Genomic DNA, 20,966 nt, shown 5'->3' with positions numbered 1-20,966 from the left:
TTTCGTAGAGTCCGCGATCGTGTGATCAAGCGGTCTGCGGGACTTCCTCCAGGTACGCCCAGTACGTCTGCTCGTACTCGTCGGGCGGCACGTAGCCCAGGGCGGAGTGGAGTCGTTCACCGTTGTACCACGCGACCCACTGGAAGACGGCCCGCTCGACCTGGTCGAAGTCCCGCCATGGCCCCTGATGTTCGATCAGTTCGGCTTTGAACGTGCCGTTGAGGGCCTCGGCCATCGCGTTGTCATAACTGTCCGCGACGGACCCGACCGACGCCGAGGCACCGACCTCGGCGAGACGTTCCGTGTACCGAATGGATACGTACTGCGACCCGCGGTCGCTGTGATGGATGAGATCGGCGTCCTTCTTGATCCTCTGCCGCCACAGCGCCATCTCCAGTGCGTCCAGCGGCAGGTCCGTGCGCAGGTGCGTGGCGGCCTGCCAGCCCACGATCCGGCGTGAGTACGCGTCCAGGACGAACGCGACGTAGACCCACCCCGACCAGGTGCGGATGTAGGTCAGGTCCGCCAGCCACAGCTGGTTGGGCCGCTCGGCGGTGAAACGGCGGTTGACCAGGTCCGGCGGGCGCGGCGCGGCCGGCTCGGGGACCGTGGTGCGGCGGCGCTGCCCGCGGATGACGCCCTCGATGCCGAGCTCGCCCATCAGCCGCTCGACCGTGCAGCGGGCCACCGTGTGTCCGGCGCGGACCAGGGCGCGGGTGACGCGGCGTGCGCCGTAGGTGCGCCCGGAGTCCTCCCACGCGGCTGTGACCAGCGGGATCAGTTCTTCGTCGCGCAGGCGTCGGGCCGACTTCGGCCGCGTCTTGCGCGCGAAGTACGTCGACGGCGACACATCCAGCACCCGGCAGACGGGATCGACCCCGAGGCCCTTGTCGCGCAGGTGGTCGATCACCTGCTCGGCCTCGTCCGGGGACGGTCGATCTCCTGGGCAAAAAACACCGAGGCGGCCTTCAGGATCTCGTTGGCCCGCCTCAACTCGGCGTTCTCCTTGCGGAGTTCCTTCAACTCGTCGCGCTCGGCGGTCGTCAGCCGGTCGTCACGCTCGCCGGCGTCCGCCTCGGCCTGGCGGACCCAGGACCGCAGGGCTTCCTTGTGGATGCCGAGGTCGCGGGCGACGTGGGCCACAGGGCGGCCGGTCGCGCGGACCTCGCGCACCGCCCGCTCACGCAGCTCATCGGGGTACTTACGGGGTGCTGGCATTGCTCGTGGTTCTCCTTACGCCTGGAAGCGTAACCCAGGCTTGAGGGACTCCACGAAGATCAGTACAGCTCACACGTACTCGTGACGGTTGTAGTCACCGCCGACCTGGGTCACCCTGGCGTGCCCCGATGCCTCAACTCGCTGCTGCACCGGAGGCGTTCCGGCGTCTTCGTACGTCGTCACGGCTGCTCCGGGCGGTAAGTGATCTGGTCTCCGCCGACCTGCACCACTTGCGCATGGCCGCTGGCCCTGGCCTTCTGCCTCACCGGGGCTGAACGTTCGCCGGTTTTCCGGCTCCCGGCCGGTGCCTGCGCCGCAGGATCCCGCAGATGCGGGGGCGGGACATCGCTTTCCTCGGTGATGTAAGGGCTGACCAGTGCCGGCGGCACCCGGGGGACGAGCACCCTGCAGGGCTCTTCGAAGTCCGGCTTCCCCTGCACGCGGGCGGTGGAGACCAGGAACTGGCGCTCGTCGAGCGTCAGGGTACGTCCCGCGTGCACGGTGCGACGGAAGGTGATCTCCGAGATCACGGCCGCGAGGAAGGAACCGTGTTCCAGGGCGGCGGTCATGGCCTGGCGCACGGCCTGGCTGTCGACGAATCGGCACGCATCGTTGATCGCACCGCCTCGGTAGCCCGGCATCACCAGCGAGCCGATATGCACGCTGGCCCGCAGCCGGATCGGCGGCGCGCTGGCCAGGCGCATCTTGTCGTAGCGGGCCAGGGCATCGTTCAGGTGCCCGAGCAGCGGATCGATCAGCCGCGCCGCATCCCGGGCCGGCAGCACGAAGATGACGCCGTCGCCTCTCTCTTTGTAGTCATCTTCCTCAGGTCTGACAGCGTCCAGCCCGCTCTGGGCGAACACGGTGGTCAGAACGTCGTCCAGATCGGAGCGCACCGGAGCCATCCTCGCTTCGGGAATCTGGCTGTAGCCCTTCATGTCGACGACCAAAAATGCATGCTCCGGCGGTACGTCGACAGGGTCGGGCAGGGCAGGGGAGGTCATGGAATCACCGGCCTTTCAGCCACGTCGGTCCAGGTCGGCGCACCATGCTGGCCGGACCCGGGCGAAGACGGTGCCCAGTACTGGGCACCTATCCGGTGCTCTCCGTCACGTCTGTGCGTGCGCGTGGGCCTGGATGGAGGCGATGTCCTTGATGAGCAGGCCACCGCCGGCTTCCGTGTCCAGCCAGCCGTGCTCGCGCCACGCCTTGATCGCCGTTCCAACCGCGTTGCGGGACGCGCCGATCATCTGTGCGAGTTCCGCCTGCGTGAGGCGCACCGAGATCTCCGACGCCGCTGCGGAGGCGGACCGGGCCAGACGGCTCAGTGCCGAGGCCAGGCGGGCGGGGACCGGGGCGGTGGCGAGTTCCAGCCGCACGGTTTCCGCTTCGCGGACGCGGGTGATGGCATGGCGCAACAACGGGGCCAGGAGACCGTGCTGCTCGACGAAGGCGAGGAAATCGGCAGCGGGGACGATACGCACGTGACAGATCTCGGCCGCGATCACGGACGCGGTCCGCGGCTGCGCGTCCAAAACGGCCAACTCGCCCAGTAGCTCGCCGGCTCCCCGCACGGCTAGGAGGGTCCGCTCTCCGTTCTCTCCGACCAGCGTCACCAGGGCTGATCCGGATTCCAGCACGATGACGTGGGTCCCGGGGTCACCTTGCCGCAGGAGGATGCTGCGGGCCGGGCGGACCCGCACGGGAGCGAGGTCACGCAGCTTGGACCACAGGCGTGGGCCGATCACGGTGGCATGCGGCTGATACATAGACCCCCCGAGGTGTGGCACCCGTCACATGCGGGATGGTCTCAAGAGGTGATGTAGGTGATCAACAATCCGATTCCGGCCATACCGAGGGCGGATACTGTGAGGTCTACGGCCACCCTGATGGCCCGGAACTTCCGGTGGGCGAGCGCGGCCAGCCGCGCCACCTGAAACGCGTCCGCACGCAACTGCTCCTCACGACCCATGGCGGCAAGAACGGCCATGAGGGCCCCGGGATTTTCCTCAGAAGACGGGCCGTCCATCCCGGTGAGCGCCCTGCCGCGCGGAAGCACCGGGCGGATCGCCAACAAGGCGGCGATGAGAGCCGTGCCCAGCAACCCGCACACCAGCGTCAACGCGGCCCTTACAGGCCACACGGCGTCGTCCAGCGTCGACAGCGCCGCGACATCGACAGCCAACAACCCTCCAGCCAGGCCACACAACGCTGTTGCTTTGCTGTCGGCCCGCTGCACCTCGACGAACAAGTCTGCGGCCCTGCTCCGCAGCCTGCCCACCGTGTCTTGAGAGGGAACTGTCGCCGCATCCTCGCCTGATCCGCTCACGGGCCCTCCACGCTCGAAGCGAAGTACACCAACAACGTGGAACCAAACTGCCTGTGCGCAGGCCTCGGACGTGCCCATCACAGGGCATAGGCGATGCTCGGTTCGTCACACCAAGGGGTGAAGCCACAGGCTGACTGAAATCAGGCCGTGAAGCCGAATTGGGGTGCTGACCGGGTCACCCTCAGCCTGTGGTGGGCTGGCGGCTGTCTGTGGTGGGGGAGGGGCGCGGAACCTGGCGTGATCATCTTCTGTTGGGGGTTTCCGCGGTGGGGGCTCGCCCGGAAACCGTTCGGTGCCCAACCAGCGACTGTGGAAGAGTAGTTGGCCGACTTGCGGGGGCGGGCGGCGACGAGGGGGGCCGGGTCATGGCGGTGGTGCTGCCGGACGGTGCGGACACCATTTTGGATCTGATCGGGGTGGGCTGGCCCAACGTCGACGAGGACGCCTACCGCGACATGGCCACGGATCTGCGGGACTTCGCCGACGACGTGGACGAGGACTCCCACGCCGCGCACCAGAGCATGCAGCGGCTGATCTCGTCGGGCCAGAGCGAGGCGCTGGGCGCGCTGAACGGCTACTGGGGCAAGGTCAAGGACAAGCATCTGAAGGATCTGGGCGACGCGGCCCGGATCTTCGCCGATGCCATGGACGCGGCGGCCGACATCATCGAGAGCCGCAAGTGGGTCGCCGTCGGGGAGCTGACCGCGTGCGCGGCCTCGGCCGGTATCTCCCTGGCCGCCGCCCCGTTCACCGCGGGGCTGTCCACGCTGATCGGCGCGGGCGCGATCCAGGCCTGCCGGATCGCGGTCAAGCGGGCGATCAAGGAGATGATGGACCTGGCGGTGGAGCAGATCGTCACCGCCATGACCGAGCCCGCGGCGGCCGCGCTGGAGAACATGGCCGCCGAACTGGTCGTCCAGCTCGCCTCCAACGGCCTGGGCACCCAGGACGGCGTCGACATCGCCCAGGTCGGCGCGGCCGGCCGGGAAGGCTTCGCCGACGGCGTGCAGTCCGGCAAGGAGTCCCTGCACCTGGCCTCCGCCGACGGCCCCGGGCCGGGGGGCCTGCCGAGCCTGGGCGGGATGCTGGGCACCCTGGACATCGACGAGGACGAGCACGACCGGGCCGCCACCAAGCTCAACAGCGTCAGCACCTCGCTCAACGGCCGCACCACCGGCAAGCTGACCAAAGCCAAGAGCAGCCACAACCGCACCCGCGGCAAGGACGAGGTCGCCCAGGCCATCGACACCGTCGCCGACAAGATGATGGCCTCCCTGGAGAAGGCCACCAAACAACTCGGCGACCACATGGGCGGGGCGCTGCCCAAGGGCGTGCGCGGCATCGCCGGCTCCCACAAGGACAACGACCGCCGCACCAAGGACTCCTTCGACAAGATCAAGATTGATGGCGGAGACGGCCGCGGCGACCGCAGTGGGAAAGGCCCCGGCGGGGCTGACCGGCCCGCCGGTCCCGGCCCTCGCCGCGGCGGGGAGCGGCCCCGTTCCCTGCGGGACGCCACGGAGCGCCCCCGGGAGAAGGCGATCCCGCTGTTCAAGCGCCGCTGCAAGACCGACCCGGTCGACGTGGCCAGCGGCGAGATGGTCCTGGCCCACACCGACCTGGCCCTGCCGGGGGTACTGCCGCTGGTGCTGCGCCGCACCCACCTCTCCAGCTACCGCTGGGGACACTGGTTCGGGCCCAGCTGGGCCTCCACCCTGGACGAGCGCCTGGAGGTGACCGACCGCGGCACCCTGTGGGCGCGCGAGGACGGATCGATCCTCACCTACCCGGCCCTCCCCGGCGAGGGAAGCGAGGCGGTCTGGCCCCTGGAAGGCGACCGGCTGCCCCTGGCCTTCGCCGAACGCAGCGTCCTGGGCGAGATGACCTACGCGGTCACCGATACCCGCTCCGGGATCACCCGCTACTTCACCGGCAGCCCCCACCAGGGCAGCCTGTACTGGCTGAACGAGATCGAGGACCGCAACGGCAACAGCGTCCACATCGCGCGGAGCGAGGGCGGCCTGCCCACTGCGGTGACCCACGACGGCGGCTACCGCGTGACCCTGTCGCGGGAAGCGGACCTGGACCGCATCGCAGACATCAGCCTCCACACCCCCAACGGCCCCACCCGCGTCACGGCCTTCGGGTACGACGCAGCCGGCCGCCTGGAGACCGTGACGAACTCCTCCGACCGGCCGCTGCGCTTCACCTACGACCCGGACGGGCGGATCACGTCCTGGACCGACCGCAACGACTCCACCTACCACTACGTCTACGACACCGAAGGACGGGTCAGCCGCACGACCGGCCCGGCCGGCTTCCTGTCGTCCACCTTCGCCTACCAGCCCGCCGACGCGGACGGCCACCGCACCACCCACTTCACCGACTCCACCGGCGCCACCACCGCCTTCCGCATCAACCAGGCCCACCAGGTCGTCACCGAAACCGACCCCCTGGGCCACACCACACACTTCGACTTCGACCCCTACGACCGCCTGCTGGCCGTCACCGACCCCCTGGGCCACACCACCCGCTTCGAACGCGACGAGCACGGCAACCTCACCGCGATGACCGCGCCCGACGGGGCACGCACCACCGCCGCCTACAACCACCTGCACCTCCCCGTCGAGATCACCGAACGCGGCGGCCGGCGGACGCGCTACACCTACGACGACCGCGGCAACCTGGCCTCCACGACCGACCCGGCCGGCGCGAGAACCGAGTACGAGGTCAACGCCCACGGCCACCTGACCGCCATCCGCGACGCCCTGGGCCAGACCACACGAATCACCCCCAACCCGGCCGGCCTCCCCGAGGCGGTCACCGCCCCCGGCGGCGCAACCGCCACCTGCGCCCGCGACGCCTTCGGCCGCGTCACCGCGGCCACCGACGCCCTGGGCCACACCGTCCGCCAGGCCTGGACCGTGGAGGGAAAACCGGCCTGGCGCGAGCTACCCGACGGCACCCGGGAGGAATGGACCTGGGACGGCGAAGGCAACCTGCTGCGCCACACCGACCGCATGGGCCGCACCAGCACCCACACCCACACCCACTTCGACCAGCCCACCGCCACCCGCACCACCGACGGCGAATACCGCTTCGCCCACGACACCGAACTACGCCTGACCCGCGTCACCAACGCCCAGGGCCTGACCTGGCACTACACCTACGACGCGGCCGGCCGCCTGACCCGCGAGACCGACTTCGACGGCCGCACCATCACCTACGAACACGACCCGGCCGGCCGCCTCAAATCCCGCACCAACGCCGCCGGCCAGACCCTGACCTTCGAACGCGACACCCTCGGCCGCGTCACCGAACTACGCCACAGCGACGGACCGGTCTCCACCTTCACCCACGACGAAGCCGGCCACCTCACCCGCATCACCAACGCCCACGCCACCATCGAACTGGAACGGGACGCCGCCGGCCGCATCACCGCCGAGACGGTCAACGACCGCACCCTCACCCACGCCTACGACGCGCTCGGCCGCCGCACCCACCGCCGCACCCCCTCCGGCGCCACCAGCACCCTCACCTACACCCCCCAAGGCCTGACCGCCTACGAGATGGGCGAACACACCTTCCACTTCGACCGCGACGCCCTCGGCCGCGAGACCACCCGAGACCTCGACGGGCGCCTGACCCTCCACCACACCTGGGACACCCTCGGCCGCCTCACCGGCCAGTCCCTGACCACCCCCGGCACCGACATCCTGACCCGCACCTTCACCTACCGGGCCGACGGCGCCCCCACCGGCATCGACGACACCCTGGCCGGCCCCCGCACCCTCACCCTCGACCCCTCCGGCCGCATCACCGCCGTTCAGGCCCGCGGCTGGCGGGAAACCTACGCCTACAACGCAGCCGGCGACCAGACCCACACCACCCTGCCCGCCCAGGCCCCCGGCCAGGACACCGCCGGCCCCCGCACCCAGCAGGGCACCCGCATCACCCGAGCCGGCCGCACCCACTACCACTACGACCCCGCCGGCCGCCTCATCCGCCGCCAGACCACCACCCTGTCCGGCAAGACCCTCACCTGGCACTTCCACTGGGACGCCGAAGACCGCCTCACCCACCTCCAAACCCCAGGCGGCACCCACTGGCACTACCGCTACGACGCCCTGGGCCGCCGCATCACCAAACACCACCTGGACCCCGACGGCCGGCTCCTGGAGACCACCACCTACTGCTGGGACGGCGCCCAACTGGCCGAACAGACCACCGGCCCCACCACCCTCACCTGGGACTACACCGGCCTGCACCCACTGGCCCAACGCGAGACGAAAACCGACACCGACCAGCACGAGATCGACCGGCGCTTCTTCGCCATCGTCGCCCACCTCGACGGCAGCCCCAGCGAACTCATCGACCCCGACGGCGACATCGCCTGGCGAACACGCAGCACCACCTGGGGCGCCACCCAGTGGAACCGCGACGCCACCGCCTACACCCCGCTGCGCTACCCCGGCCAGTACCACGACCCCGAAACCGGCCTCCACTACAACCTCAACCGCTACTACGACCCCGCCCTCGGCCGCTACATCACCCCCGACCCCCTCGGCCTCGCCCCCGCCATCAACCACTACGCCTACGTCCCCAACCCCTTCACCCTGGCCGACCCCCTCGGCCTGGCCGGCTGCGAAGCAGACCCGACCTGGGGCGGACGCGTCACCTTCACCCGCGACCAGCACGGACGCCCATACGAGATGAACGCCACCGTCACCCGCGACATGCTCGACGAAGGCACAGACGCCAGGCAGTCACTCAGACCCCCCGGCTTCCTCGGCGGCGACTACAACCAGGCACGAGGACACATCCTGGCCAACATGCTCGGCGGCTCCGGCGACACCCTGGACAATCTCTTCACCATCACCCAGAACCCCACCAACAGCCCCGAAATGCGGGACCTCGAACAAGACATCTACAACGCGGTCAAAAAAGACGGAAAGATCGTCACCTACAACGTCTACCTCGAATACAGCGACGACCAGAAAGACTCCGTACCGAAGTACATCCAGCTCGAAGCCTACGATCAAAAAGGAAAAACGATCGTGGACACCACCCTGGAAAACCCCGCCCACGCACAGCAGCAGCGACACCGCCAAGGACTCCAGCCATGACCGGCCTCGACAACCTGACCCAGCTCTGCCCCCCACCCGCCACACCCCCGGCCGTGGACTGGCCGACCGTCGAGACCACCCTCGGCACACGCCTGCCCGACGACTACAAACACCTGGCCTCCACCTACGGACCCGGCGCGTTCTGCGACTTCCTCCGCATCTACCACCCCCACGCCCCCACCCCATGGGCCAACCTCACCGGCCCCATGCCCGCCACCCTGCGCGACCAACTCACCCAGGACCGCGACCAGGACAGATTCCCCGTCCCCCACGACCCCCAGGAGCTGTTCGCCATCGGAGTGACCGACAACGGCAACCACCTGTTCTGGATCACCACACCCCACACCGCCCCCGACACCTGGCGCATCACCGTCAACCAGCCCCGCGGCCACGACTGGTACACCTTCGACGGCACCCTCACCGACTTCCTCACCGCCGTCCTCACCCGGCAAGTCCAGGTCCCCGTCTTCCCCGACGACCTCCTCGACGGCGGAGTCTCCTTCACCCCGGCCCCCACCCAGACCACCCCCGCACCGACACCGTCCCCCAGCACCGGGCGGCGCATCGACTCCCAAGCCGTACGCGCCTGGGCCCGCGCCAACGGCTACGACCTCCCCGACCGCGGACGCATCCCCGCCACCATCCTCCAGGCCTGGGAAGAAGCCCACCCCGCCTGAACCACCACCCTGCCGTAGTGCTCCCGCGCCGTGACGGCACCGGCAGGTTGGAGTTGTACGGGTGGTGTACGGGCGAAAACACCACACGGCCGGTGCGCGGTGGGCCATGATCCCTCCCCATGGGCTCGGGGGCAGCGGCCCTACGGTGTCGGCGAGAGAGGGGCAGGCGGAATGACCGACAAGATCACCAGCGGGCAGTGGGCGGTCCTGGATCATCTCGCTGCGGCGGAGCGGGCGGGGGAGACGGTGCGGCAGACCTGGCAGCCGGTCGGCGGCCCCCTGGAGGAGCGGGCGGTGCGGGCACTGGAATGGGCCGGGCTGTGCCGCACCGTCCCCGCCTCCGAGGTCCTGCGCGCCCACGCCGCCCGCCCGCCCGAGGCCCGGGCCGCCCGCATCACCCCCGAAGGCCTGGACGCGCTGGCCTGGCACCACCACCGCACCAACGCCGACCGGCCGTGCCCGGCCTGGACCGCGAAGGCGGCCGACCCCGCCTACCAAGAGGTCGCCCTCCAGCCGCACGAGATGCTCCTGCTGCGCCGCTACACCCACCTCCTGCCCGACCTGGCCGCCGCCCCGGCGGCGGCCGGCACCCTGTGGGAGGCACTGATCGAGGCCCACTACGACACCGCCACCAACCGGTGGCGCCTGCAGCTCGACGACACCGGCCTGGCGGGCCTGGCCCACGCCGTCCACCTGGAGGCGCTGGCCGGGCAGGTCGCCGCCCGCAACCGCCTCCACCGCGCCTACGGCCTCACCCACCCCCACCCCACCCCCGATGCTTCCCTAACCGAGGCCGCGACGGTCGACGCGGCGGCCCTGGAGTGACCACCGACGGCTGGAGCTCCCCGGCTGTTCCTCTTGGCGGCTGCGGAGCCTGGACAGCGGTCACTGGAGCGGGCCGCAAGGCCAACTGTTGTCAGAGTTCGGTCGTGTGTGGTTCCGGCCATGGCCAGGGGTGGGCTGGTGTCCCGTCCGCTTCCAGGCCGTAGCGCAGCAGATGCTCTTCCGTCACCTCGCCGTACATCTCCGCTATGTCCCGCAACAGTTTGGGTGCCGAGATCTCCCCGGCGTCGATGGCGATGCGGTAGAGCCGCTCGGCTTCCTCGCGCTCTCCGTCCTTCTCACGGAGGTCTGCGATGTACGGCAAGACGCCGGGATCTTTGGTGTCAGCAGCTTGCTGGAGAAGCCGCTCGGCTTCCTCGCGCTCTCCGGCCTTCCTGCGGAGTTCTGCCAGGTGCACCAAAGCGGTGGGGTCTCCGGCTTCGACCGCTGCCCGGTGGAGCCGTTCGGCCTCCTGAATGTCTCCAGCGCTCGCTCGAGACTCCGCCAGATGCCACAAGGCGTCGGTGTCCCCAGCATCGGCGGCAGCTTGGCGGAGTCGTTCGGTCTCTTCCTGGTTCCCGGTCGCCTGGCGCAGATCTGCCAGGGCGGTCAGGGGATCGGTGTCGCCGGTGTCGGCGGCTTGCCTGGCGAGTTGTTCGGCCGCCTCCTGCTCTCCCGCCCTCTCCAGCAACAACACCAAGGAGAACAAAGCGGAAGGATCCCCTGCATCGGCGGCGATGCGGTAGAGCAGCTCAGCCTCGTGCCGGTTCCCGACCCTCTCCTGCCAGAACGCCAACTGAGTCAAGGCGAAAGGGTTCTCGGTGTCGATCGCTGCTTGGTAGAGCCGCTCGGCCTGCTGCAGATCCCCAGCGGCCGCCCGCAACTCCACCAGGCGGGCCAGGGCATCGACATCTTCGTCATCCGCGGCGGCACTGTAGAGCTGTTCGGCTTCTTCACGCTCCCCGGCCCTCTCGCGCATCCGAGCCAGGCTTGTCAACGCAGCGGCGTCTCCCGCGCTGGCGGCGGCGCAGTACAGCTCTGCGGTGTGGCGGTACCGGTGCCGGTCCTCAGCGGCGCGCGCCAGCGCCACAAGGTCCGCGGCATTGGCCAGGTGGTCTGCCGCGGCATGCCAGAAGGATGCGGGTGGGCACAGGTGTCGGCGGGTGGTGTGGCCGTGTTGTTCGAGGTAGTCGGCGAGACGGAACACCGGACCGGCTCCCGACGCGGGCACGGCGCCCGGACTCGGGCTGCCGGGTGGACGCCGCCGGGGGCGGACTGCGGCACGGCGCAGGCAGGCTTGCCTGCCGTGGACCAGGTGAGCGAGGTCGGCGAAGGTCTGCTCGGCCCAGTCCTCGGGCAATTCGGCAAGGTCGTGGTCGCTCAGGTAGTCGACGGCCGCGTCGATCAGGAAAGCTTGGGGAAGATGGAGGCCTATCCCGAGGCGTCGGGCGTCCATCGCCGCCTCCAGTACCGCCCGGGCCGCGGGGGTGCTGTGGTGGTAGCGGCGCAGTAGTTCGGGGGCACCGGCCAGGTCCTGGGCCAGGCGTCCGTGGTCGCGGGCGCGGGTGAGGGCGTCGGCCAGCAACTGGTCGCCGTCTGCGGCGAGGGCGGCCGCCGCGCGCAGCGCCTCGGGGGTGAAGGTGTCGGGGATGGTGAGGGTGCGCCCGGCCAGCAGCTCCCTCACCCGGCTGTGAGGGTCCGGACTGCCAGGGGTGGGCAGGGCGGTGTACTGGTCGGCGTACTGCGGCCACAGCGTGCCCAGCACCAGGACCGGTGCGCGGCCGGGGTCGGTGAGCAGGGCGTGGGCGGCGGCCGCGATCTGCTCACCGACCGTGGTGTCGCCGAGGTAGTGCTGGGCCTCGTTCAGCCACACCACCGTCCGCGGCCGCACACGCTGCAGCTCTTCCAACGCGGCGCGGGCCCGGGTGGGGTCGAAGGGGTGCCACAGCCGCCACCCGGCGCCGGCCAGCGGCTGGACGGCTTCCCAGCAGGCCCGCGTTTTGCCGGTGGAGGAGGTGCCGACCAGGACCAGCATCCGGCTGCGGCCTTCCGCGGCGTCTGCCACCGCGTGGGCCAGGGCCTGGTCGTGGTCCCGCGGCACGTAGCCGGGCAGCACCCGCTGCGGCACCACACCGGGCTGCGGTCCTCCCAGGGCGGCGTCGGCGGGGTGGACCTCCAGGTCGTGCGGGTCCCACTCACCGATCGGGCGGCCCGGCCCTTGGTCCTCGCGCTTGTCTGAGGGTGCCGCGAAGGATGCCACCGCCGCCTCCTGCACGGAGGAGTTGTAGACCACGGTGCCGATTCGGACCGTGTGGCCGGCGATGCCGCCGTGGTCGGCCCGAATGTCCGCATCCACCCAGGCGGGCTGGCCAGGGGCTGCTCCGGGGGCGGTCAGGCCGACTCCGTCCCCGGCCGGGGAGGGTTTCCGAACGTCACATCACCGTCGATGTTGACCACGCCACCGGCCAGAGAATGCCGGTCGGCCCGCACTTGCAGGTTTCCACCGACGGCCAGCCCCCGCTCCCCGGCCCGCGCCCCCTCGCTCCGTGAGGCGGCGGCCTGGTCGATCACAGCCTGTATTTCGGCCGCGACCGTCTCCCGATCTGTCTCGGGAAGCTCCTCCAGCAGCGTCTCGATCCGGGTCTGCCACACTGCCTCCTGCCGCGCCCGCACCCGTTCCACCCCGCCGGATTCCTCGGCTGCGGTCAGCTCACCGGCGGCCTGGTCCAGCCGCTCCAGCTCCACCCGTTCCCGTTCGGTCTCGCCCCGGCCCAGCAGCCGCGCGAACCCGTCGCGCAGCCCTTCCCACGCCTGGGTCCCGGCGGCCTGCACCACCGCCGTGCCCCCGGCCGCCGCGATCGCCACCAGCGTCTCCGTCAACATCCCCACGCCCCCCTTCACGCTCTGCCCGACGGGCTGTCACGACCGTAACGAATCACCGGCCCTTCCCGGCCCGGTATTGGCATCCTTCTCGGTCCGGAGCGGCAAAAGGCCGCTCCCGTCTCCGGGCCATGGGGCTTGAACGCCAGAAGGCCGAAGTGCAAATGGCTGCCGGGAACCGAGCGTCGGACCGCATGGACGGCCGAGGGACAGAACGTGGAACCACGGCTTGCGTGACGACTTGCCGAACCTCTTGCCGAATCCCTCCCGGTATGCCGGTCCTGCGTGCGGTTCATGCCAATTCCTGCAGGACGAGCCCGGCGCCGCGCATATCGGCGACCAAGCGGCTGAGGGGTGACCGGACGACCGGGTGGGCGGCTCGAAACCGAGCCACTCGCCCCGGAGGCTCTCCACACCACGTCCTCGAACAGCGCCTGCACGCCGAGCCTGAGGCTGACGCCGTCGCGGTACCGGCCGGCCAGGAACTCGGCGGCGCGTGACTGCACCGCGGCCGCCTTGAGCTGGACGGGGGCGCCGCCGTTGACAGGCCGCAGCACGAACGGGGTGTCGTCCAGCGCCCCGGCCAGGGCACGCTCGGCGGCCGCGCGGTCGGTCAGGTGCAGGTAGGCGGCCTTCTGCTCCCGCAGCCAGCCCCACAGCGCCTTGTCACTGTCGCCGAGGTCGTTCACCGCCCTCTGCACCCGCTCGGCCGCAGCCGAGGGGCGGCCGGTGGCCGCGAGATCGAACGCCTCCCGCAGCGCGACGGCCTCGCCCCGCACCGTCCCGTGCTCGGCGTAGCGCACCTCCGCCAGCGCCCGCCGGCTGCGTCGCGCCACTGCGGCACCCGCCCCAGGCAGGCCCGCAGCGCCTGCCTCACCGCGTCCAGCCCTTCGCCCTTGATCTGCCCGGCGATATCCCGGCTCAGCTTCAGCTGCGCCTGCGTCGCGGGGGAGAACAGAGCCAGGTGACGGGCCTCGTGGATCGCCGTGGCGAGCTTGGCACCCAGCAGCAGGACCGCGCAGTAGTCCTCGCCGTCGCGCACGCCCCGGCCCATGCCCTGCTCGATCCGCTGGACCTCCCTGGCCAGGCGGATGGTGCTGTCGGCCAGGGCCACAGCCTCGCGCCGCTCCACCCCGTCCAGGGGCCGCGGCACCCCGTCGAGGATCAGCAGACAGCAGGCACCGGCCGGGAGGTTGACGCCGTCGTACTTGTTGACCAGCACCACCAGACCCACATGGCCAGCCTGGAGCTCCTTCACGCCCGTTTCGAGATCCCCGACCTGCCAGGTGCGGTCGGCGTAGCGCGCCCACGCCGCCGCGGCCCGGTCGCTGGGCACCAGGACGACGACGTTGACCGGCTTGGTCTCGGCCACACCGTCGCCGTCCCGGTCCCCGTCGGCGAACTGGCGCGCCAGCCCGCGGACGGCTTCGTCGTCCAGGTCCGGGTTGAGCGCCACCGAGGCCAGGATCATCCGTTTCCCGAGGTCGGCAGCGCTGCCCGGCGTGACGGGCTCGGCGACGAGCGCCGGGTCGGCACCGAAGTCGGTGACCAGGGCGCTGTCGTCGGCGAGTGTCGCGGTCAGGTGGCGGTGATGTCGGCGGGCCGGTTGTGTGGCCGGGTAGTGGTGAAGAAGGCGCGCAGGAGCTGGCCGATGTGGTTTTCGCGGCCGGGGCTGTGGACGGCGGCATCGAGCAGGGGCGCGAGGTCCTCGGTGTCGGAAGGAGTCAGGACGAGCCAGCGCAGGATGACCTGCAGTGTGAGGAGACGGAGATTTCGCAGCTCTTTCAGCTTCTCCTCTTCTGTCTGGTCTTTGATCACGTCGCCGTGGACGTAAATGGATCGCGCCTTGTAAGCACGTCGGACGATGTCCTTGGCCTCTTCTTGGTGGTCACGGGTAAGAAAGAGCGCAGCCGCGCGGGAGACGATGTTGGCGGTGATGCGCCCGCCTGTGTCGTTGGGGCTGATCAGCAGGGCTTCCAGAGCGATGACGTAGTCAAGGCGCAGTTCGTCGGCCTCCACCTCCCAGACGCCGTCGTCGTTGTAGGTGCGTTGGTAAGCGGCCAGGAGGTGCCGGGCTGCGCGTTCGAGTCGCCGGGCGCGCCGGTTGAGGATGCGCCGCTCGTGGGTCGCGCCTGCCATGACCGCGTCGATTTTCGCCGAGATCGCGGTGCAGAAGTCAGCCAGGGCCGGAAGGTATTCGGCCGGGACGTGGAAGGCTCCGGTGTCGCGGACCTCAACCTCCTCCTCTTTGCCGTACTGGCCTTCATAGACCTGGATGGTCGTCGGCACGTCTCTGGGGTTCAGATCGAAGAGGCGTCCGCGCGCGACGGTGAAGACCGAGTCCACCCGGAGAAGTTCGCTGTCCCACAACATCAGAGGAAGGAGTCCCTGCCAGTGCTGGGCTTCCGCACGCGGGCCGGTGAAGTCAAACCAGGTCGGACGACGCGTGACCGGGCGGCCGGGATCAGGAACATGGAGAAATGGTGCGCCGGTGATCAGGCCGAGATCATGGCTCCGGCGCTGCAGGACGTTCAGCGCAGGCATCGGGATCGTCTGGTTGAGTTCGTCCGCAGTGAAGGTCTGCAGGGTGTGCCGCCCCAGCGGAATCCGTGTTCCCTGGGGGAAGGTGCCGTTGAGAAGCAGCCATCGCTCGGGGACCGGTGCCGGGCCAGTACAGAAGGTGACAAAGCTGTCCGCGACCTCGGAGACGGAAACCGGCACGCCCTGGGCAATGAGACGTGCCGCCGTACCCAGTCCCGACGCCTCCAACAGCGTTCGGGAGTTCGGGACCCAGTCTCCGTCGGTCTTGGTGTAGAGGTCGGGGTGCTCTTCCCTAGGCGCTGCGGCGGCCACCTCTCTTACCACGTCCTCCCAGTGGGGCTGGAGCATCAGTACCACGATGGACTGGGGTGTTGGGGACAGACCGCCCGCGTACTCGAGCCACGACAACACGGCCTTGCGCAGGGAGAGATGCTTGCTCATACGGCCTGAAAGTAGCGGCCCCCGGTTGCATCTGGGCAGCTGTTTTCCAGCGGCGCAACCAGTAGGGACCGACCATCGTTCGAGCAGCAGCTTTGACCAGCGGGGACAGCTGGCGTTCAAGCGATAGCCAGGCTGAGCAACGACGTGAGCCGTCGCACCCCGAGGAACTGGCCCGGCTATGCCCCGCCCGCCACGGCGCCTACGGCCGAATCTGCGCCCGCATGGCCGATCACACGCCGACCGTCACCCTGGGCCGGGCACAGGACGGCGCGTGGATCGCCTGGCTGACGACGGCTGACGCCTGACCGCCCGACCCGACGCGGCCGGGGGACAGAGTCGCTCAGAACTCGTTGGCGCGCATGGAGACGAGTTCGGCGACCTCGAACTGGGTTGTCTCCGGGTGCAGTTCGAGGAACCGGTCGATGACCTGGACGTGCGCCTGGCAGGTGAACAGGTCCAACGCCACACGGTCGAGGGGACCGTCGTCCAGCTGTAGGTACGTCATAGCCAGATGGGCGCCATGGTGCAGGGCGTTCTTCTCGGTGGGGTAGGTCCAGGTGCTCAGCTCGCGTTCCGGCTCGCTGCGGTGCAGCAGAACCCACGGCCCGCCGGCCGCCCCCTTGGGCGCGTCGACCAGGGCCTGGCAGGTGCGGCACCATGACGCGTTCGCGGCAAGCCGCTCCGCCGAACCGGCACCCCCACACTGGCGCCGGCACGACGACGCGCGTGACATCCGGCCGTACGGGCAGGGCCTGCGGCTCCCGGGTGAGCAGTTCGGGGACTCGGTAGGCGGTGCGGGCACGGCCCTTCCTTCCGGCCGGAGGCTGCCACAGTGCCCGCGGCCACGGCTCGTCGAGCGTTACCGAGGGGCTGGGGCTGAGGGGATGGCCGAGGTCGACCAGGTCCCCGTCGGACGGGGTCGGCTCCTCGCCCGGAGGCAGCGGCAGCAGCCACCCGGCCGCGTCCTTCACCCAGGACTGCCCGCAGCCGCACCAGTGCACGGCGGCATCCTGCTCGGCGGGGCTGTCGTACCAGTCCGGCTCCTCCCGGCCCAGCCCGAGGCGCGCCATGGCAGTCGGCTTCTCGCACGGGCAGGACGCGACCCGGTAAAGCTGCACATCGAGCTGCTCGTCGCGCGAAGCGTGCAGCCACGCTGGATGGACACCCAGAGCGCCTGCCAGTGCCTCCCGCTCACGATTCCCGGGACGGGACCGGCCCGCCGCCCCACCCCCATCGACCTGCACGCCTTCGACACCGCCGAGCTACGCGGCACCTGCGACCCGATCGGGCAGCTGGAGGAGAACCTGCACCTGTTCGGCGCGATCGCCGCTCTCTCCGAACGCCAGCAGGACGTGATCATGCTGCGGTACTGCCTGGGCTACAGCGCAGCCGAGACCGCCACCCACCTGGGCATCACCGACGCCGGGGTCCGCTCGATCGCCCGCCAGGCCCGCCGCCGCCTGGAGCAACTGCTGGACCTGGAAGGCAAAGGAAACGCCGATGACACCGCCCAGTGACCACCCCGTCGACCGCCTGCTGGCCCGCGCCCACCTGACCCCTACCGCCCCCTACACCCCCGACGACATCCAGGCCGCCCTCACCCGCGTCGCCGCCCGGGTAGCCGCCCGCCGCGCTGATCACCCCGCCCCCGCCGCCGCAGGGTGGCCCTCCTCCGGCGCGCCCGTGGCGGAGACCGCCGACACCGGTGGCGGCCACTCGGCTGCAGACCAGGCAGCGCAGGCCGCGGCCCGGGACCTGACCGTGCTGTGCGAGACCGTCACCGCGCGCCCCGATGCCCTGGAGCACCTGCGCATCTTCCTCGCCGACCGCATGCCCGAGCCGCCCGGCGCCCGAGTCCTGGGCTGCCTGCTCTACCTCGCCGCCTGCACCGACTCCGCCCAGTTCTGGTGGCAGTACGCCGCTGGCGCCGAGGACACCACCGCCACCTGGTGTCTCTACCTGCACCACCTCGCCCAGGGCGAGGAAGGCGTAGCAGATCTGTGGCAGCTGCAGGCCGACCTGCCCCCGGCCACCACCAGCGCCGAGGAGACCGAACAGGAGATCGCCACCACCTTGCGGGTACTGCACGCCCTCAAGCCGCACCACGGCTTGCCCCCGGCCGCCAGCGCCCTAGTGGCCTACGTCCCGGCCGCGGTCGGCATCGTCGACGACGACCTGGAGCTGTCCCTGCCCGACCCGGACTTCACCGACCGCATCACCACCCTCGCCATTAGCGGCGCCCCCGCCCGGCCCCGGCCAAACCACCGCACCACCCCTGCGCAGCCGCTGCCCACCCGCCGATCCGCGCACCGTACTCTGACCAGCCGCACGGTCCCCACCGGACCGGAAGCCTGACAGCCGCTACTGCGGGGAAGGCCAGCCGGCCAGAGTGATGGTGAGCGGCACGTCCGGGCGCTGGCAGCGCCGATGACATCACCCCGCCTCCGGCCAGGACGAGGCCGACAAGCGCGACCGCTCCCGCCTCGGGACGAGTAACCGCATCAGGACCTGCCCGCCTTGTACTGCTATCGAGCCCGAGGCGGTCTCGGGGGCGTTTCCTGGAGCAGGTGGACTGGTGAGCCGTGCTCGGGTGGGTAGCGTGGGCGGCGGGTGTCTTCCTGTTCCTGGAGGAGCTGTGTCTCATCTAGTGACGTTCAACGAACTTGATGTAACGGTGGATCACCGGCTGTTCGGCCTGGTGGACGAGGAAGGTCAGCACGGCGAGCGTCCCGCCACTTCCGGCGCCGGAGGGCTGGTCGCGGCGAACGCGACGATGCTCTACATCCAAACCCCCGAGGACGTCCTGGACACCCGGCTGCGGCTGGAGAGCTGGGACGGTCCACCGGCGGAGTTCGACGACCGCTTGTGGCCGGTCTGCCAGGAGGTGGTGATGCGCCTGCCGTCGGGCCGGCTCCTGGTGGACGAGATCGCTGCGGGTGGCCGCTCGGATGTGTTCCGGCTGCCCGCGGCGGGGGCCTGGCAGGTGCGTGCGGCCTGGCGGCCGGGCGTCCTCGATGACGAGGGTTCAGGTAGCGGTCCGGAGGGCTGGGCTCTGGTGCAGTTCTGGCCCAGCACATAGGGGTTTCCATCGTTGTGCGGCCGGTGCTGTGTGGGCAGGGCCCGAGACCTTCGGTCCCGGGCCCTGCCGTGTCAGGTGCGCGGTGGGTTACCGGATGGGGATGAAGAAGTCCTCTCTGTCCAGGATCCGGTCGACGTCGTACCAGCGGCCCAGGCGGCGGCCGGCTTCCTGGTTGACGTCGCTGTTGACCCAGCGGGCGGAGTAGTGCCGCTGGTATTGGGCGCCGTCGAACAAGTAGCGGGCCGCGCCTTCATAGGTGGAGGCGAAGGCGTACTCGTCGCAGTCGTACGGTCCGCCGGCCGCCGGCAGGGAATCCCGCAGGTCCTGCATGGCCCGGGTGCGGCAGAAGTTGCGCACGATGCGCCGGTTCTCGGTGTAGCGGTGGTTCTGGTCCGGCCCCTTGGCCTGGGCCAGGCGGTGGATCGGGTCACCGGGAGAAGCACCGGCCAGGTACTTGCCCGACTGGGCGGGCAGCGTCGCGCCGGGGTTGGTGCGGGCGTCCTCGATGTGCTGGGCGACGCCGCCGACGGCCGGGTCGGAGAGGGTGTAGGACATGCCGGGCACGGCCCGGTCGAAGACCGACCCGAGCTTGTGGGACTGCAGGTACCAGGCCGAGTCGAACCGCATGCCGCCCTCGGGTGATTCGGTGTCCAGGAACTGGAAATACCAGGGCAGGTCGAACTCGTACTCGATGTGGAACACGCCGGTGCCGATCTGCTCACCCATGTGCTCCGCAGGCGTGGAAGCTTGGGAGAGCAGGTCCAGGTGGGCGAAGCCGTCCTTGCGCCAGTCCTTGATGGACTTCTCCGTCTCCTTGTTCAGGCCTCCGAAGCAGGCGTTGGCGTCGGTCTGCGGGTAGTCCTCGTCCAGGTAGTTGCCCTCGCACTCGATCTCCGCCGACAGTTCGGCGCCGCTGCGGGCGAACGGGCCGGTGGCCTGGATGACGTCCACGTTCAGGTGGAAGTCGGCCCAGCGGGAGGTCGAGACGTGTTCGGCGCCTCCGTTCTTACCGAATCCCATCAGCCGGTTGCGGGACAAGAAGACCCCGGCGGTGCGGCAGCTCGGCCGGGGAAAGATCCGGCACTCCACCGCGGGCATCGCCAGCATGTGGATCTGGCAGTAGGAGTACCGGTTCTTGATCCAGCCCTGGTCCCGGGACGCCGCCTCCCACTGCGCCTCGCACTCGTCCGCGGTCACGTACTGGTAGATGTCGCTGGGGATTTGCCCGTTCGGGAACCGGGAGGAATCCACAACGTAGGACTCCGGCTCGGCCGCCACCTGAGCGCTGCCTCTGGCGTCGCCGCCTGAGGCAGTCGGCCCCTTATCGATCCTCGACGGGCCGTCGCTGGTGGCCGGAGAGACCCCCAACGCGTCCAGGGAACCACCGGTACGGTTCAACTCATCGATGATCTTCTTCGGGCTGTTGACCAGGTCCGGGTCGGAGATGACGTACGGGATGACCTTGTAGGTCACCTCCTCACCTTGTGCTCCTCTGCCGTTGCCGGGCCGGGACTCACCCGCCTGAGCGGGCAGGACCCCCACAACCAGCAGGGCCGCTGACAGCACACCGATCACGGCGGCTCTCACCGATCTGACACTCACTGGCATTCCCCCTGAGAGTGATGGCCGCCCCGGCGGAAGACGACTGCGCCATGGCACAGTCATCCCTCCGCTCCGCGCGGCCTGCAGGCACAGCACGCCTCATCAAAGGGAGATAAAAGATCGCCAACAAGGCGAGTCTCGGCCACTACCGCCGCATCACGAACAATTCACCCTTCTGGGTGACAACACTCCCCTGATGTCTCCGTGCCATGCCACTGCACCCAACAGCCACACCGGGGGAGCCAGAGGAG

Annotated in this window: 17 protein-coding genes; 6 read left to right on the top strand and 11 right to left on the bottom strand. The window is 70.0% G+C overall.

Translation table 11 applies throughout. The features are described from left to right. Positions 1 to 25: 25 nt before the first annotated feature. From CUT83_RS01750 to CUT83_RS01735, 4 genes are all read right to left on the bottom strand, one after another. Positions 26 to 1,218, bottom strand: a protein-coding gene (locus CUT83_RS01750) for an IS3 family transposase (RefSeq protein WP_101253822.1) whose coding sequence is annotated in 2 segments (ribosomal slippage) — positions 26 to 954 and positions 954 to 1,218 — 1,194 coding nt in all. Because the reading frame shifts where the segments join, the coding sequence is not laid out codon by codon here. Between the two features lie 179 nt (positions 1,219 to 1,397). Beyond that, the gene (locus CUT83_RS01745) at positions 1,398 to 2,222 is read right to left on the bottom strand and encodes a hypothetical protein (RefSeq protein ID WP_101254105.1); all 825 of its coding nucleotides are present in this window, start codon (positions 2,220 to 2,222) and stop codon (positions 1,398 to 1,400) included. A gap of 105 nt (positions 2,223 to 2,327) precedes the next feature. Further along, positions 2,328 to 2,987: a Crp/Fnr family transcriptional regulator gene (locus tag CUT83_RS01740; protein WP_101254104.1), complete on the bottom strand. Its 660-nt coding sequence runs from the start codon at positions 2,985 to 2,987 to the stop codon at positions 2,328 to 2,330. Between the two features lie 41 nt (positions 2,988 to 3,028). Continuing rightward, positions 3,029 to 3,469: a Pycsar system effector family protein gene (locus CUT83_RS01735; protein WP_143688460.1), complete on the bottom strand. Its 441-nt coding sequence runs from the start codon at positions 3,467 to 3,469 to the stop codon at positions 3,029 to 3,031. Positions 3,470 to 3,912: 443 nt separating this feature from the next. Between CUT83_RS01735 and CUT83_RS01730 the strand changes: the two genes are divergently transcribed. The 3 genes from CUT83_RS01730 to CUT83_RS01720 all read left to right on the top strand — a co-directional run bounded on the left by CUT83_RS01730 (position 3,913) and on the right by CUT83_RS01720 (position 10,175). Beyond that, entirely contained in the window at positions 3,913 to 8,673 is a 4,761-nt protein-coding gene (locus CUT83_RS01730) for an RHS repeat-associated core domain-containing protein (RefSeq protein WP_101254102.1), read from the top strand. Further along, entirely contained in the window at positions 8,670 to 9,350 is a 681-nt protein-coding gene (locus tag CUT83_RS01725; protein WP_101254101.1) for an Lsr2 family DNA-binding protein, read from the top strand. Before CUT83_RS01730 ends, CUT83_RS01725 begins: the two co-directional genes overlap by 4 nt. 171 nt (positions 9,351 to 9,521) lie before the next feature. After that, the gene (locus tag CUT83_RS01720; protein WP_101254100.1) at positions 9,522 to 10,175 is read left to right on the top strand and encodes a DUF6417 family protein; all 654 of its coding nucleotides are present in this window, start codon (positions 9,522 to 9,524) and stop codon (positions 10,173 to 10,175) included. A 91-nt stretch (positions 10,176 to 10,266) separates the two neighbouring features. Here the strand turns inward: CUT83_RS01720 and CUT83_RS01715 are convergent, their stop codons facing one another. The 6 genes from CUT83_RS01715 to CUT83_RS30650 all read right to left on the bottom strand — a co-directional run bounded on the left by CUT83_RS01715 (position 10,267) and on the right by CUT83_RS30650 (position 16,836). After that, positions 10,267 to 12,528, bottom strand: coding sequence for a tetratricopeptide repeat protein (locus CUT83_RS01715; protein WP_101254099.1), 2,262 nt, complete (start codon positions 12,526 to 12,528; stop codon positions 10,267 to 10,269). Positions 12,529 to 12,563: 35 nt separating this feature from the next. After that, on the bottom strand, positions 12,564 to 13,055 hold the full coding sequence (locus CUT83_RS01710; RefSeq protein ID WP_101254098.1) for a hypothetical protein: 492 nt from the start codon (positions 13,053 to 13,055) through the stop codon (positions 12,564 to 12,566). Positions 13,056 to 13,069: 14 nt separating this feature from the next. Next, positions 13,070 to 13,741, bottom strand: a complete 672-nt coding sequence (locus CUT83_RS30655; RefSeq protein WP_240958563.1) for a hypothetical protein — start codon at positions 13,739 to 13,741, stop codon at positions 13,070 to 13,072. Then, a complete protein-coding gene (locus tag CUT83_RS01705; protein WP_241524759.1) occupies positions 13,738 to 14,523 on the bottom strand; it encodes a P-loop NTPase family protein in 786 nt (261 codons plus the stop codon). The genes CUT83_RS30655 and CUT83_RS01705 overlap by 4 nt, the downstream gene beginning before the upstream one ends. Positions 14,524 to 14,630: 107 nt before the next feature. Continuing rightward, complete coding sequence (locus CUT83_RS01700; protein ID WP_101254097.1) at positions 14,631 to 16,034, bottom strand: HEPN domain-containing protein; 1,404 nt, start codon at positions 16,032 to 16,034, stop codon at positions 14,631 to 14,633. 340 nt (positions 16,035 to 16,374) lie between these two features. Further along, the gene (locus CUT83_RS30650) at positions 16,375 to 16,836 is read right to left on the bottom strand and encodes a hypothetical protein (RefSeq protein WP_240958565.1); all 462 of its coding nucleotides are present in this window, start codon (positions 16,834 to 16,836) and stop codon (positions 16,375 to 16,377) included. Between the two features lie 355 nt (positions 16,837 to 17,191). On the opposite strand from CUT83_RS30650, the gene CUT83_RS01690 reads away from it, so the two are divergent. The 3 genes from CUT83_RS01690 to CUT83_RS01680 all read left to right on the top strand — a co-directional run bounded on the left by CUT83_RS01690 (position 17,192) and on the right by CUT83_RS01680 (position 19,113). Continuing rightward, positions 17,192 to 17,551: a sigma-70 family RNA polymerase sigma factor gene (locus CUT83_RS01690; protein WP_101254096.1), complete on the top strand. Its 360-nt coding sequence runs from the start codon at positions 17,192 to 17,194 to the stop codon at positions 17,549 to 17,551. Continuing rightward, positions 17,535 to 18,389, top strand: coding sequence for a hypothetical protein (locus CUT83_RS01685; RefSeq protein WP_101254095.1), 855 nt, complete (start codon positions 17,535 to 17,537; stop codon positions 18,387 to 18,389). The genes CUT83_RS01690 and CUT83_RS01685 overlap by 17 nt, the downstream gene beginning before the upstream one ends. Before the next feature lie 292 nt (positions 18,390 to 18,681). Beyond that, a complete protein-coding gene (locus tag CUT83_RS01680) occupies positions 18,682 to 19,113 on the top strand; it encodes a hypothetical protein (RefSeq protein WP_101254094.1) in 432 nt (143 codons plus the stop codon). 87 nt (positions 19,114 to 19,200) lie between these two features. Here CUT83_RS01680 and CUT83_RS01675 read toward each other — a convergent pair whose 3' ends face one another. Next, the gene (locus CUT83_RS01675) at positions 19,201 to 20,586 is read right to left on the bottom strand and encodes a hypothetical protein (protein WP_158238954.1); all 1,386 of its coding nucleotides are present in this window, start codon (positions 20,584 to 20,586) and stop codon (positions 19,201 to 19,203) included. Positions 20,587 to 20,966 lie beyond the last annotated feature (380 nt).

The organism is Streptomyces barkulensis, assembly GCF_002843305.1.
Lineage (GTDB): Bacteria > Actinomycetota > Actinomycetes > Streptomycetales > Streptomycetaceae > Streptomyces > Streptomyces barkulensis.
The sequence above is the reverse complement of the archived record's forward strand: the minus strand, read 5'-3'. Positions and strand labels throughout refer to the sequence as shown.